Annotated in this window: 10 protein-coding genes; 5 read left to right on the plus strand and 5 right to left on the minus strand. The window is 62.7% G+C overall.

Annotated features, from left to right (window positions below; translation table 11 throughout):
- Positions 1 to 158 precede the first annotated feature (158 nt).
- Positions 159 to 1,577: an MFS transporter gene (locus tag CIT25_RS17175; protein WP_095485725.1), complete on the minus strand. Its 1,419-nt coding sequence runs from the start codon at positions 1,575 to 1,577 to the stop codon at positions 159 to 161.
- A gap of 409 nt (positions 1,578 to 1,986) precedes the next feature.
- On the opposite strand from CIT25_RS17175, the gene guaB reads away from it, so the two are divergent.
- On the plus strand, positions 1,987 to 3,489 hold the full coding sequence (gene guaB / locus CIT25_RS17180; RefSeq protein ID WP_095485726.1) for an IMP dehydrogenase: 1,503 nt from the start codon (positions 1,987 to 1,989) through the stop codon (positions 3,487 to 3,489).
- A 25-nt stretch (positions 3,490 to 3,514) separates the two neighbouring features.
- Positions 3,515 to 4,054, plus strand: coding sequence for a hypothetical protein (locus CIT25_RS17185; protein WP_164759332.1), 540 nt, complete (start codon positions 3,515 to 3,517; stop codon positions 4,052 to 4,054).
- A gap of 24 nt (positions 4,055 to 4,078) precedes the next feature.
- On the opposite strand, the gene rnd is transcribed toward CIT25_RS17185, so the two are convergent.
- From rnd to CIT25_RS17200, 3 genes are all read right to left on the minus strand, one after another.
- A complete protein-coding gene (gene rnd, locus CIT25_RS17190; RefSeq protein WP_095485728.1) occupies positions 4,079 to 5,230 on the minus strand; it encodes a ribonuclease D in 1,152 nt (383 codons plus the stop codon).
- A gap of 96 nt (positions 5,231 to 5,326) precedes the next feature.
- Positions 5,327 to 6,571, minus strand: coding sequence for an MFS transporter (locus tag CIT25_RS17195; RefSeq protein WP_095485729.1), 1,245 nt, complete (start codon positions 6,569 to 6,571; stop codon positions 5,327 to 5,329).
- Between the two features lie 166 nt (positions 6,572 to 6,737).
- The gene (locus CIT25_RS17200) at positions 6,738 to 7,244 is read right to left on the minus strand and encodes a DUF3280 domain-containing protein (protein WP_095485730.1); all 507 of its coding nucleotides are present in this window, start codon (positions 7,242 to 7,244) and stop codon (positions 6,738 to 6,740) included.
- 247 nt (positions 7,245 to 7,491) lie between these two features.
- Here CIT25_RS17200 and CIT25_RS17205 point away from each other — a divergent pair, with 247 nt between their 5' ends.
- Both CIT25_RS17205 and aspS read left to right on the plus strand, forming a co-directional pair.
- Entirely contained in the window at positions 7,492 to 8,286 is a 795-nt protein-coding gene (locus CIT25_RS17205) for a GNAT family N-acetyltransferase (protein ID WP_095485731.1), read from the plus strand.
- A gap of 198 nt (positions 8,287 to 8,484) precedes the next feature.
- The gene (gene aspS, locus CIT25_RS17210) at positions 8,485 to 10,275 is read left to right on the plus strand and encodes an aspartate--tRNA ligase (protein ID WP_167391070.1); all 1,791 of its coding nucleotides are present in this window, start codon (positions 8,485 to 8,487) and stop codon (positions 10,273 to 10,275) included.
- Between the two features lie 81 nt (positions 10,276 to 10,356).
- Here aspS and CIT25_RS17215 read toward each other — a convergent pair whose 3' ends face one another.
- On the minus strand, positions 10,357 to 11,547 hold the full coding sequence (locus CIT25_RS17215; protein ID WP_095485733.1) for a hypothetical protein: 1,191 nt from the start codon (positions 11,545 to 11,547) through the stop codon (positions 10,357 to 10,359).
- 284 nt (positions 11,548 to 11,831) lie between these two features.
- On the opposite strand from CIT25_RS17215, the gene parC reads away from it, so the two are divergent.
- A complete protein-coding gene (gene parC / locus CIT25_RS17220) occupies positions 11,832 to 14,084 on the plus strand; it encodes a DNA topoisomerase IV subunit A (protein WP_095485734.1) in 2,253 nt (750 codons plus the stop codon).
- Positions 14,085 to 14,115 lie beyond the last annotated feature (31 nt).

Here is a 14,115-nt window from a genome sequence, read left to right on the forward strand (position 1 = left end):
TCGCGAAGCGAGGTCGGATGAGGGGTGTTCCAGCTTGGCGCAAACTCTCGTATACATCGGCAAAATCGCCAACGCCGCATTCCGTCCAGCACCCCTCAACCGTCTCGGCGCTGCGCGCCGATCCACCTTCTCCCACAAGGGGAGAAGGGAAGGAGTTCTCAACTCCCCGGTGGGCCCACCTCCAGCGCCTTCGGCGCTGTCAGCCCGCCATATCCCGACACCGCGTTGCCGGCGTCCGGCGCCAGCCGCATGAATGACAGGGATGCGGCCGCCGATACGGCCGCGACGATGAAGAACGCGACGTGGAAGTCGCTTAGCGTCAGCGGCCCGCCATGGATTGTCGTCGACACTTCCAGGATGCCGCCGGCCAGCGCCACGCCAAGCGCGATCGACAGTTGCTGGAACACCGCGGCGATCGGCGTTGCCCTGCTGGTGTCGGCGGCCGAAATCTCGGCATAGGCAAGCGCGTTGATGCCGGTGAAGAACATCGAGCGGATGAAGCCGCCGACGAGCAGGGCGGCGAGGATCAGCAGATAGGGCGTTTCCGGCGTGAGCAAGCCGTTGATGGCGATCGACGCCGCCGCGATCAGCGAGCCGAAGATCAGCACACGGCGGAACCCGGCAACCCTGAAGATCAGCGCCGTGACGAATTTCATGCCGATGGCGACGATCGCCGCCACGAAGGTGATCATTCCCGATTGGAACGGCGTCAGCCCGAAGCCGATCTGGAACATCAGCGGCAAAAGGAAAGGCACGGCGCCGATGCCGATGCGGAACAGTCCGCCGCCGAGGACCGAGGAGCGGAACACCTGGTTGCGAAACAGATCGAGCGCCAGCAGCGGATTCCTGGCGTGGCGCGCATGCAGGAGGTAAAGCACCGCTGCTACCAGCCCGACCGCCACGGTGAGAAAGCCGGCAATCGGCGGCAAAGCGGGCAGGCTGACCACCGACAGGCCGAACACGATGCCCGATGCCGCCAGCCCGCTCAGCACGAAGCCGACGAAATCGAGCGGCGGCGTCTGCGCCGATTCGGTTTTCGGCAGGAAGCGGGTGGCGAGCCAGATGCCGATCAGCCCGATAGGCACATTGATCAGGAATATCCAGTGCCAGGTGAAATAGGTGGTGATGAAACCGCCGACCGGCGGCCCGACGAGCGGCCCGACCAACGCGGGAATGCTCAGCCAGGACATCGCGGCGACGAGCTCGCTTTTCGGCGTGGCGCGCACCAGCACAAGGCGTCCCACCGGCGTCATCATGGCGCCGCCAATGCCTTGCAGGAAGCGCGAAACCACGAAAGCCGGCAGCGAATTGGATACGGCGCAAGCGATCGAACCGACGATGAACACGGCGATTGCCGCGCGAAACACGTTCTTGGCGCCGAAGCGGTCGGCCATCCAGCCGCTGATCGGAATAAAGACCGCCAGAGAGACAAGATAGGCGGTCAGCGCCAGCTTGAGCGCGACCGGACTGGTCTGCAGGTCGACGGCGATCGCCGGCAGCGACGTCGCGATCACGGTCGAATCCATGTTTTCCATGAAAAGAGCGACCGCCAGGATAAGCGGAATGGTGCGGTTCATGGAACGCGTCCGGATTGAATGTTCACCGCCGATTGCTTGCCGGTCCCTCGGGGGCAAAGGAGTGGGCAGGCAGGGCGGTTACCACGGCATAGGTCGGCTGTCGCCTTACTTTGCCGTCACATTTGTGCGACCAGGGCAGCGGTGCCAGTCCGGAGCCCTGCGGAGAATGGCGCCGAAACAAAAAACCCGCCTCGGCGGCGGGTCGCTGGCGCAAATCAGCACCATGAATAAATTCCTAGCATAGTTGCCGTCACAAAGCAAGGGTCACGAGCCCGCATACGTGCACAAGCAATCGGCTTTTCATCGGCGACGGGACGTGTTACGAGCCAGCGCCAATCCTGAAAGGGAAGAAGACGAGTCGGCGCTGTCCATCCGGTCCAGCGCTTTTCATGCATTCCGAGGGCTGGCCATGGCAAAAATTATCGAAACGTCCACGGGCGCGTTGGCGCTGACCTTTGACGACGTGCTGCTTCAGCCGGGTCATTCCGAAGTCATGCCCGGCGAGACCGATATCCGCACCCGCATCGCCGGCGACATCGACCTGAACGTGCCGATCCTTTCCGCCGCCATGGATACCGTCACCGAGGCGCGCCTTGCCATCGCCATGGCCCAGGCCGGCGGCATCGGCGTCATCCACCGCAATTTCTCGCCGGCCGAGCAGGCCGAGCAGGTGCGGCAAGTGAAGAAATTCGAATCCGGCATGGTCGTGAACCCCGTCACCATCGGCCCCGAGGCGACGCTCGCCGATGCGCTGGGCCTGATGCGCACCTACAGCATCTCGGGCATTCCCGTGGTCGAGAATGGCGGCGCTGGCGGGCATACGGTCGGACGGCTGGTCGGCATCCTGACCAACCGCGACGTGCGCTTCGCCTCCGATCCGGCCCAGAAAGTTTACGAATTGATGACCCGTGAGAACCTGATCACGGTCAAGGAGAACGTCGATCAGGACGAAGCCAAGCGGCTCCTGCACCAGCACCGCATCGAGAAGCTGGTCGTGGTCGACAGCGACGGCAATTGCGTCGGGCTGATCACCGTCAAGGACATCGAGAAGTCGCAGCTCAATCCGCACGCCACCAAGGACGTGCAAGGACGCTTGCGCGCGGCGGCCGCCACCAGCGTCGGCGATGACGGTTTTGAGCGCGCCGAGCGCCTCATCGATGCCGGCGTCGACCTTCTGGTGATCGATACCGCGCATGGCCACTCGCAACGTGTCCTGGATGCGGTGACGCGGGCCAAGAAGCTGTCCAATTCGGTCCGCATCCTGGCCGGCAACGTCGCCACCGCAGAAGGCACGCTGGCGCTGATCGATGCCGGCGCCGACGCCGTCAAGGTCGGCATCGGGCCGGGTTCCATCTGCACCACCCGCATCGTCGCCGGCGTCGGCGTGCCGCAGCTTTCGGCGATCATGTCGGCGGTCGAGACGGCGCAGAAATCGGGCGTCTCGGTCATTGCCGATGGCGGCATCAAATATTCCGGCGATCTCGCCAAGGCGCTCGCCGCCGGCGCCAGTGCCGCCATGATCGGCTCGCTGCTGGCCGGCACCGACGAGAGCCCAGGCGAGGTCTACCTGCACCAGGGCCGCTCGTTCAAAGCCTATCGCGGCATGGGCTCGGTCGGCGCCATGGCCCGCGGCTCAGCCGACCGCTATTTCCAGGCCGAGGTGCGTGACACGCTGAAACTGGTGCCGGAAGGCATCGAAGGGCAGGTGCCTTACAAAGGACCTGTGTCCGGCGTTCTGCACCAGCTTGCGGGCGGCCTGAAAGCCGCTATGGGTTATGTCGGCGGGCGCGACCTTGCCGATTTCCGCGACCGCGCCACCTTTGTACGCATATCCAACGCCGGACTTCGTGAAAGCCACGCCCATGACGTCACGATTACCCGCGAAAGCCCGAATTATCCCGGCGGAGCCTGACCAGCTTGCGCGAAGCCTGACGGCAATGATGCTGCGGCTGTCCCGCCACGCCGCCGCACTCTGTTTCGTCTGCGTGGCGGTTTTCGTCGCCATGACGGCGATGGAGTTCCTGTATTTCCGCCAGTTGAGCGGTGGCCTGCCGTCGCTCGATTTGCGCTGGACCGGTTTCACCCCGGATGAAGGCATGGCCTGGCTGACGGCGCTCGGCCGGCGCGGCAGCGAGATCATCCTGGTCTGGCATTATCTGACCTTCGACCTCTTGTTCCCGGCGCTGCTGTCGCTGACGCTGGTCAGCCTGATCCTGGCCACGGGGCGGCGGCTGAAGAATTTCCGGGCGCTGTCCGCGCAGCTCCAGTCGCTGTTCGCACTTGTCCTGGTGCTGCCCTACACGCTTGCCGATTATGCGCAGAACTTCGCGGTGGCCCGCCTGCTCTCAGATTTCCTGTCGGCCAATCCGGATTCGCTGTCCTTCGCCTCGGCGCTGATCGTCACCAAATTCGCGCTTCTGGCGATGCCGGTGATCGTCATCGCGGTTTTCCACCTGGCCGGTCAGAGAAAGCGCTGAGCTTAGGGCCAGACAGGCTCAAGACTACAAATCGAACAGCGCGATCTTGCGCTTGTCGAACTTGATCGCGATCTCGCCGCGCACCAGTTTGAGCGCGGCCTCGCCGAACACGGCGCGCCGCCAGCCTTGCAAGGCCGGCACGTCGGCGGCCTCGCCCTCGGCGGCGATGCGGTCGATGTCGTCGCTGGAGGCCAGCACCTTCGAAGCGACGCCCTCCTTTTCAGCGACGATCCGCAACAGCACTTTCAGCAGTTCCGCGGCGGCATTGGAGCCTTCGGGCGGCTGAAAACTCTTCGGCAGCTTCGGCATGTCTTCCCTGGGCAAGGCAAGCGCGGTGTTGACCGCGCCAAGCAGCGCCGTTGCCGTCACCGAGCGTTCCCAGCCTTTCGGCGTGGTGCGCAGCTTGGCGAGTGCTGCCGCATCGCGCGGCGCCTGCTGCGCCACCTCGTAGATGGCGTCGTCCTTGAGCACCCGGCCGCGCGGCACGTCGCGTTCGCGCGCCTCGCGTTCGCGCCATGCGGCCACCGCTTGCACGATCGCCAGCTCCTGCGGCTTGCGCAGCCGCATCTTCAGCCGTTTCCAGGCGTCCTCCGGGTGCGGATCGTAGGTCTCGCGCGCGGTCAGAACTTCCATCTCCTCGTTCAGCCAATGGGCGCGGTTCTCGCGCACCAGCTCGGCGCTGAGGTGCTGGTAGACCTCGATCAAATGGGTGACGTCGGCAAGCGCGTAGTCGAGCTGCTTCTCGGAAAGCGGCCGGTGGCGCCAGTCAGTGAAACGTGAGGACTTGTCGAGCCGGGCGCCGGTTATCTTCTGGACGAGCTGGTCATAGGAGACGCTGTCGCCGAAGCCGCAAACCATCGCCGCCACCTGGGTGTCGAACACCGGATGCGGGACCAGATCGCCGAGATGAACGATGATTTCGATGTCCTGGCGCGCCGCATGGAAGACTTTGACGACGGCCTCGTTGGCCATCAGCCTGAAGAACGGCTTCAGGTCGATGTCGGGTGACAGCGGATCGATCAGCGCCGTCACGCCGGGCGCCGCCATCTGGATCAGGCAGAGGATCGGCCAAAAGGTCGTCTCGCGAATGAATTCGGTGTCGACGGTGACGAAATCCGACTTTTCGAACGCGGCAACAGCGGTCTCGAGTTCTTCTTGGGTGGTGATGACGTGCATCAAATCGCTTTTGGCAAAGGGTAAGGTCTCCTTCAATTTCAGCCGCGCGGGCTTTCGTCAAGCGGCAGCCCCGGGTTCAAGACGTATGGGCCGTCATCATTGCTTCGCAGGCCCATCGGAATCATCATTGCGCTTGGCCAGCCGGGCGAAGACCGTCGATGTGCGCAAAAGGCCGATGAAACGGCTGCGATGGCCGGCCGGCACGCCGGATCGCACCTGCATCCGGTACAGGATGACGACGACAAAGATGGCGTAGACGGTCGCGGTGAACACGAACAGCGCGCTTGGCCCGAAATACTGCATCGCCGTCGAGGCGGCAAACGGCCCGCCAATGGCGCCGAAGGAATAGAACAGCATCAGCGCCGCGTTGATCAGCACGAACTCGCCCTTGTCGGCGCGGTCGTTGGAGTGCGCCGCCGATAGCGAGTAGAGCGGCATGGCGAAGCAGCCGAAGATGAAGACGATCACGAAGTTGAGGGACGGGTCGCTGCGCGCCCAGAACACCAGTGCCAGCGATGCCAGCAGCGCGCAACACGTCGTCATCAGCAGCACGGAACGCCGGTCCCAGCGGTCGGACAGATAGCCGAGCGGGTACTGGATGATGGCGCCGCCGAAAATGCCGACGCTGACGAAGGTGACGACGTCGGTGACCGACATGCCGATCTGTTCGGCATAAACCGGCGACAATGTGCGAAAGGCGCTGTTGGTGACACCGACGGCGATGCAGCCGACGCAGCCGAGCGGCGAAATCCGCCAGACGCGGGCCAGGTCGAGCTTGACGTCTTCCGGCGGAGTCGGGTTGGAGCGGTCGCCGAGCGACACCGGCACCAGCGAGAGCGTGATCATGATCGACATGATGGCGAAGATGGCGAAACCGCCGGCGCCGAAGATCGGGATCAGGAACTGTGCGCCTGTGACCGAACCGATGTCGACCATCCGGTAGATGGCCAGCACCCGAGCGCGGTCCCTATTGGCGACCCCGGAATTGAGCCAGGCTTCCATGATGGTGAACAGGCCGGCGAAGCAGAACCCGCCGGCAAAGCGCACTGCGCACCACATAACCGGATCGACGACCAGCACCAAAAGCAATGTTCCCGCCGAAGCGATCGCCGCCAGCGCGGAGAAGGCGCGCACATGGCCGACGGCCTTCATGATGTGGGTTACGGCGAGGCAGCCGAGCAGGAAGCCGGCGAAATAGAACGTGCCCATCAGGCCGATGGTCGAGGCCGAAAACCCCTCCTGCGCGCCGCGCAACGCGATCAAGGTGCTCTGCAGTCCATTGCCGCCGAGCAGGATGCCGGCGGCAATAAGGAGTGGGATCAGCGGGCGCATGGAGGACATGAAGGAAGGCCTGTCGTTGATCCTTCTTGAACCATCGCCTGCGCCAATGCCAGCGGCAATTCCCGGCGATTAGCGGGCCAGCACCGGCAATCAGTATCTCAACTAGAATTTTGGCTTTGGGAGCGGTCTTTCGCACTCCCGACGGCGCACTGGGGTGGCTGTCCGCCTACCGCAGGATTCTGTTTGTCATCAGCCATCTCACGGAGCGGGGCCACGCGTAGTTCGGACCCATGCGAAGATCGGTAAAGCCTTGCAAAACAGCTTTCCCGGTTTCAGCGTCGAGGATGCGAATGAACATAGTATGCTCTGTTCGGTTGACGCGCGTCACGACGCCGAGCAAGGCAAGAGACGCGCCGTGCTCTTTAGCAATTTTGCCTTCACAGCCCCCGCAGTTGCGTAAGCCGTGCGGCGCACCCGCCTGCTCATCCCTCGCTGGCACATCAACGACTGTAAAACGTCCAGACTTGGAGAGCATGTCCTTCGCCATTTGTGCCGACTCGGACAGATAGCGCCTATCGTGTTCATCCGGGGGGATTATTCCTGCCCCAGCGCTCTTGTCCTCCAATTCGAAAGGAAACACCTCGATTGACATCGGCTTTGTCTGCTGAGCGTGCGCAAATGTGCAGGTGCCGACAAGCAGTGTCATCAGGACAGTCAATGTGCGAATGCGCATGGTAGTCCTCACATCAATGGACGGCCATTGTACACGGCTTGATCACCCTAATCACGATCAAAGCAGAAGATAGCAGTCGCCTTCCGTCAGCCGCGGCGCGTAGTCCGCTTCGGAACGGGCGATGCCGAAAATCTCCTGCGCGCCGCGCCATACCCTGAAGGAGCCGGGCTGGTTCCAGCGGGAACCAGCTTGGCTGTATTCTATCGTGCTTGCTATACTCCATCGGGCACGTCACAGGGGGCTTCCCATGTCAGGCTATTTCGGCACAGAGGTTCAGCAACGCCTGCAAGCTCAGGCTGAGGCGAGTGTCGACTTCATCAATGTGACCCCCGGCGCGTGCCAGACCGGGCGCACTATGGGGTGCGATGATCCCGACCGGTTCGGGTGGGAGCTGATCGACAAGATCCTCAATCGCGACGGCATCTGCGGCTTTCGTATGATACCAGCAAGCAAGGCGGATGAGCTCAAGTCGAGATTGGCCAAGGGGGGCTTCCGCTTCGATACCTGGGACGTTTTCTTGGCCGACCAGGCAAGTGCCCTGGCGGCGTCTGAGGCAATTATCGATCAGGGACTGCCCGACGGACTTCTCGATCAAGACAAGCCGACCGAGCCGGATGATGAGTATACGGCTCGCATCCAGGCGTTCATGGCGGCGTCGGGCGTAGTGCCATTTTCGGGGTCGCTGCTGGCCGGAACGGTGGGACCGGCGACGACAGTAGTGGTGGGCGACAAGACGGGTACCGTCGCGGCAACCGCGCATGGCTACTTGGCTCACAATTCCTACAGCACCTATCACCGATATGCGTGGGGTGGACTGGTTGCGGTCGCGCAATCGCAGAGGGGCCGAGGGCTCGGCAACCACATCAACGCTCGCATGATCGTCAGTGTGTTTCGCGATCTGCATGCGACGCACATCTATGAGCTCGTATCAGCCTCGAACGTACCGTCCCGGCGAATGGTGGAATCATGCGGGCTTCGTCGCGATCCCGCTGTTGTGTGTGGGGTTGCTACGCCTGGCGATAGTGCGCGCTTCACCCGCTGACCGCCATGGGCGGTCGATGTTGGATCGCAGCTTATTCCGAGCGATGATCGCGTAGGGCGAGAGCCGAAGTCCAACCTGAGATGCTGCCCTAGCGCCGTCTGCCTTGACAAAGGCGGCCTCTCATGTGCTTTTCGCGCAAATTTTCGGGCCAGGCCATCATGCCTTGGCCGCAATCAACATCCGGACTTACCAATGACAATGCATCGTTACCGCAGCCATACCTGTGCCCAGTTGAGGAAGAGCGACGTCGGCTCTTCCGTTCGCCTGTCTGGTTGGGTGCATCGCGTTCGCGACCATGGCGGCCTCCTCTTCATCGATTTGCGCGACCACTATGGCCTGACCCAGATCGTCGCCGATCCGGATTCGCCGGCCTTCAAGATTGCCGAGACCGTGCGCGGCGAATGGGTCGTCCGCGTCGACGGCGAGGTCAAGGCGCGTCTGGCAGAGACCGCCAACGCCAATTTGCCGACCGGCGAGATCGAGGTTTTCGCGCGCGAGATCGAAGTGCTGTCGGCGGCCAAGGAATTGCCGCTGCCGGTGTTCGGCGAGCCGGACTATCCCGAGGACATCCGCCTCAAATACCGCTTCCTCGACCTGCGTCGCGACACGCTGCACAAGAACATCGTGGCGCGCACGAAAATCATTGCCGAGATGCGCAAGCGCATGGGCGAGGTCGGCTTCACCGAATTCTCGACACCGATCCTGACCGCTTCATCGCCCGAAGGGGCGCGCGACTTCCTGGTGCCGTCGCGCATCCATCCCGGCACTTTCTACGCGCTGCCGCAGGCGCCGCAGATATACAAGCAATTGATCATGGTGTCGGGCTTCGACCGTTACTTCCAGATCGCGCCCTGCTTCCGCGACGAGGACCCGCGCGCCGACCGCCTGCCGGGCGAGTTCTACCAGCTCGACCTGGAAATGAGCTTCGTCGAGCAGGACGATATCCTGGCGACCATGGAGCCGGTGATGCGCGGCGTGTTCGAGGCCTTTGCCGCCGGCAAGCCGGTGACGCAGGAATTTCCGCGCATCGCCTATGACGTCGCCATGCGCAAATACGGCACCGACAAGCCGGACCTGCGCAACCCGATCGAGATGCAGGCCGTCTCCGATCATTTCCGCGATTCCGGTTTCAAGGTATTCGCCAACATCCTCGCCAACGACCCGAAGGCCGAAGTCTGGGCCATTCCGGCCAAGACCGGCGGCTCGCGCGCCTTCTGCGACCGCATGAATTCCTGGGCGCAGGGCGAGGGCCAGCCGGGCCTCGGCTACATCTTCTGGCGCAAGGAAGGTGAAAAGCTCGAGGGCGCAGGTCCGCTCGCCAAGAACATCGGCGAGGGGCGCACCGAGGCGATCCGCCAGCAACTCGGCCTTGCCGATGGCGACGCTGCCTTCTTCGTCGCAGGCGACCCCAAAAAGTTCGTCTCGTTCGCGGGCGCCGCACGCACCCGCGCCGGCGAGGAGCTGAACCTTGTCGACCGCGACCGTTTCGAATTGTGCTGGATCGTCGACTTTCCCTTCTTCGAATGGAACGAAGACGAGAAAAAGATCGATTTCGCCCACAATCCGTTTTCCATGCCGCAAGGCGGCATCGATGCGCTCAACGGCGAGGATCTGCTCGGCATCAAGGCGTTCCAGTATGACATGGTCTGCAATGGTTTCGAGATCGCCTCCGGCGGCATCCGCAACCACCTGCCGGAAACCATGGTCAAGGCGTTCGAGACTGTCGGGCTGGATCGCGAGACGGTTGAGGAGCGCTTCGGCGGCCTCTATCGCGCCTTCCAGTATGGCGCGCCGCCGCATGGCGGCATGGCGGCCGGCATCGATCGCGTCGTCATGCTGCTGGTCGGCGCCAAGAACCTGCGCGAAGTGACCATGTTCCCGATGAACCAGCAGGCCTATGACCTGTTGATGAGCGCGCCGGCGGAAGCCAGCCCGCAGCAGCTTCGCGAATTGTCGCTGCGCGTCGCGGTGACCAAGAAAGAGGTTTAAGAACCTCCCGCAACCGATTCTGTTGATTCACAAAAAAGCCCGGCATCGCGCCGGGCTTTTCGCTTCAAGGGACCGCTTCGGTCAGTCCTCGTTCGCCTTGACCGTCACGCCAAGCGTCTTCGTCAGATCCACCGGGTTGGACATGGCGCCTGCCATGATCAGCGCGAACGGCACCGCCGCCGGCGGCTCGGCCAAGATTTCGAGGCTCTGCGGATCGTCGAGATATTTGCCGACTGCAGCCGACACCTGCGCCGTCAATTCCGGATTATTGAGCTGTGCCATGCCGAAAGGCACGATCGCCTTGGCCTGGTTAGCGATATCCTTGCCGGACATGCCTTGCTGCTTGCCGACATAGTCCAGCACCTTGTTGGTCAGCGAATCGTCGTCGAAGCGGATCGAAGCGCTGTTGAACGAAAGCTGCTGCAAGACGCCGAGCATGGCCATGCCTTGCGCCGAATTGTCGGCGCCTTCGGGCTGGGCCGCCATCTTCTTCTGCGCCTCCTGCAGCGATTTGATGACGTCAAGCGTGTAGCCGCCGAGACCGAAGGTCATGCCGAGCGTTCCGGCATTGTCGACGGAGATGTCGTATTTCGACAGCTCCATCTTGCCGTCCGAAGGCTGCCAGGTGCCCGCCATTTCAAGGTTTCCGGTGATGTTCTGGTAACCGAGCGCGTTGATCACGTCCTTGGACTTCGGATCCTCGATCAGCGTCAGGTCGGCATTGAACTTCTCCGTCGTGCCGGAAAATTCCATCGCCTTGCCGTCGGCCGGCGGCGTGATCTCGATGGCAAGCCCGTCCATCGAGAAGGCGGTCTTGTCGGCAACCTTGACAGTCATGTTGTCGAGCTCTGCCGATTTGTACATCATCAGCGAGCCCAGCGGGCCCGTGGTGCCGTCGGCCGGAACCGTCATGTCGTGGATGATGAACGGGCTGAGGTTGAGCGTGACGCCGTCCTCGCTGTGCTGGAACGCCGCAGTCGAGACCGTTTCGATTTCATAACCGCCATTGGCTTCGGTCACGCCTTCAAGCGTGACGTCGCCAAGCTTGAGCGCTTCCTTTTCGGCCGCCGGTTTGACGGCGACGCCTTGCAGCACCATGCTGGAGGCATCGCCCGTCACCCCGGTCCATGAGATGTCGACGCCCTGGGCGGCGAGAGCTGCCTTCAGCCGGTCGGCGACCGCAGCATCCTGCGCGAAGGCCGCGTTCAGCGGCAGCGTCAGCAGGAAGGTCGAAAAAGCGAGCTTGTTGAGTGTCGAGCGTCTGATCGTCATCGCGGTTCCCTGAGCGTGTCCTGAGATTATTTTCAATTCTTTGCGCCGTCACCCTTCCGTGACGAACTGGACGGGAAAAAGGCGTTCTCCCGCACAATGGTCGAAAACCATGGCGAAAGGCAAATTCGATCCATCGCGCCCCCGATCCATCGCGCTTGCCATAGAGGGGGGATGTAACCAATTGATGTTGGTCGTTGCTGGAGTGCGTTCAGTTCGTGTTGCAGAAGGCGCCTCACATCCAAGCGCCTCTTGCCGCGAATCACCCGCTCGGCTAGTCCCAGCCCATGGGAAAAAGGCTTTTACCGCCTGGCGATGGCGGTGGCGACAACATCGAGCCGGTCGATCTGAAGAAAGCGCTGGAAGAGCGCTATCTCGCCTATGCGCTGTCGACCATCATGCACCGGGCGCTGCCGGATGTGCGCGATGGGCTGAAGCCGGTCCATCGCCGCATCATGCATGCCATGCGGCTGCTCAGGCTCAACCCCGACCAGGGCTTCGCCAAATGCGCCCGCATCGTCGGCGAGGTGATGGGCAAGTTCCATCCGCATGGCGACCAGTCGATCTACGACGCGCTGGTGCGGCTGGCGCAGGATTTCTCGATGCGTTATCCCCTGGTCGACGGCCAGGGCAATTTCGGCAATATCGACGGCGATAACGCCGCCGCCATGCGCTACACCGAAGCGCGCATGACCGATGTGGCGACCGAGCTGCTGTCCGGCATCACCGAGGATGCGGTCGACTACCGGCCGACCTACAATGAGGAGGACGAGGAGCCGGTCGTGCTGCCCGGCGCCTTTCCGAACCTGTTGGCCAACGGCTCGTCCGGAATTGCAGTCGGCATGGCGACTTCGATCCCGCCGCACAATGCCGCGGAGCTCTGCGACGCCGCGCTTCATCTGATCGAGCATCCCGATGCGCCGGTGACGACGCTGATGGACTTCGTTCAAGGACCGGATTTCCCGACCGGTGGCATCATCGTCGACAGCCGTGCCTCGATCCTCGAAGCCTACGAAACCGGTCGCGGTGGTTTCCGCGTCAGGGCGAAATGGAGCCAGGAGGACCAGGGCAGGGGCACCTGGAGCATCGTCGTCACGGAAATCCCCTACGGAGTCCAGAAGGCGCGGCTGATCGAAAAGATCGCCGAGCTTTTGATGGCGCGCAAATTGCCGCTGCTCGAGGACATCCGCGACGAGAGCGCCGAAGACGTCCGCGTCGTGCTGGTGCCGAAGAGCCGTTCGGTCGATCCCGGCATCCTGATGGAATCGCTGTTCAAGCTGACCGAGCTTGAAAGCCGCTTTCCGCTCAACATGAACGTCCTGTCGCGCGGCAAGATACCCAACGTGCTGTCGCTGAAGGGCGTGCTCAAGGAATGGCTGGATCACCGCCGCGAGGTGCTGATCCGCCGCTCCAGGCATCGCCTCGGCGAGATCGAAAGGCGGCTGGAGATACTCGCCGGCTATCTGATCGCCTATCTCAACATCGACGAGGTGATCAGGATCATCCGCGAGGAGGACGAACCCAAGCAAGTGATGATGGCGCGCTGGTCGCTTACCGACAACCAGGCCGAAGCCATCCTCAACATGCGGCTCAGGGCCCTGCGCAAGCTCGAGGAATTCGAGATCCGCAAGGAATTCGACGGCCTCACCACCGAGAAGAAGCAGATCGAGGCGCTGCTTGCGTCCGACGCCAGGCAGTGGTCGACGATCAAGTGGGAAGTCTCCAGCATCCGCGAGAAATTTGGACCGGAGACCGAGCTCGGCAAGCGCCGGACCCAGTTCGCCGACGCGCCCGAACATGACCTGACCGACATCGCCCATGCCATGATCGAGCGCGAGCCGGTCACCGTGGTCGTTTCGGAAAAGGGCTGGCTCAGGGCGATGAAAGGTCACCTGACCGACCATTCGTTGCTGACCTTCAAGGAGGGCGACAGCCTCAAGCTCGCCTTCCACGCCCAGACCACCGACAAGGTGCTGGTCTTCACCACCGGCGGCAAGTTCTACACGATCGGCGCCGACCGGCTGCCGGGTGGGCGCGGCCATGGCGAACCGATCCGCATCATCGTCGACATGGACAACGACCAGGACATCGTCACCGCCTTTGTCCATGATCCCAAGCGCAAGCTGCTCTTGGTGTCGCATGACGCCAATGGCTTCATCGTGTCGGAAGAAGAGGTCGTCGCCAACACCCGCAAGGGCAAGCAGGTGATGAACGTCAAGGCGCCCGACGAGGCCCAGCGTTGCGTGACCGTCGCCGGCGACCATCTCGCCATCGTCGGCGAGAACCGCAAGATGCTGGTCTTCCCGCTCGCCGAGATCCCTGAGATGGGTCGCGGCAAGGGCGTCCGCCTGCAGAAATACAAGGATGGCGGCGTCCTCGACCTCAAGACCTTCACGCTCGAAAGCGGTCTCTCCTGGCAGGATTCGGCCGACCGCACCTTCGTCAAGTCGCGTGAAGAGCTGATCGAATGGATCGGTGCTCGAGCCTCGGCCGGACGCATGGTGCCGAAGGGATTCCCGAGGACGGGGAAATTCGGGTAGCTGCTAATCTCCCCCCTCGAGGGGGAGATGT

The organism is Mesorhizobium mediterraneum, assembly GCF_002284565.1.
Lineage (GTDB): Bacteria > Pseudomonadota > Alphaproteobacteria > Rhizobiales > Rhizobiaceae > Mesorhizobium > Mesorhizobium mediterraneum.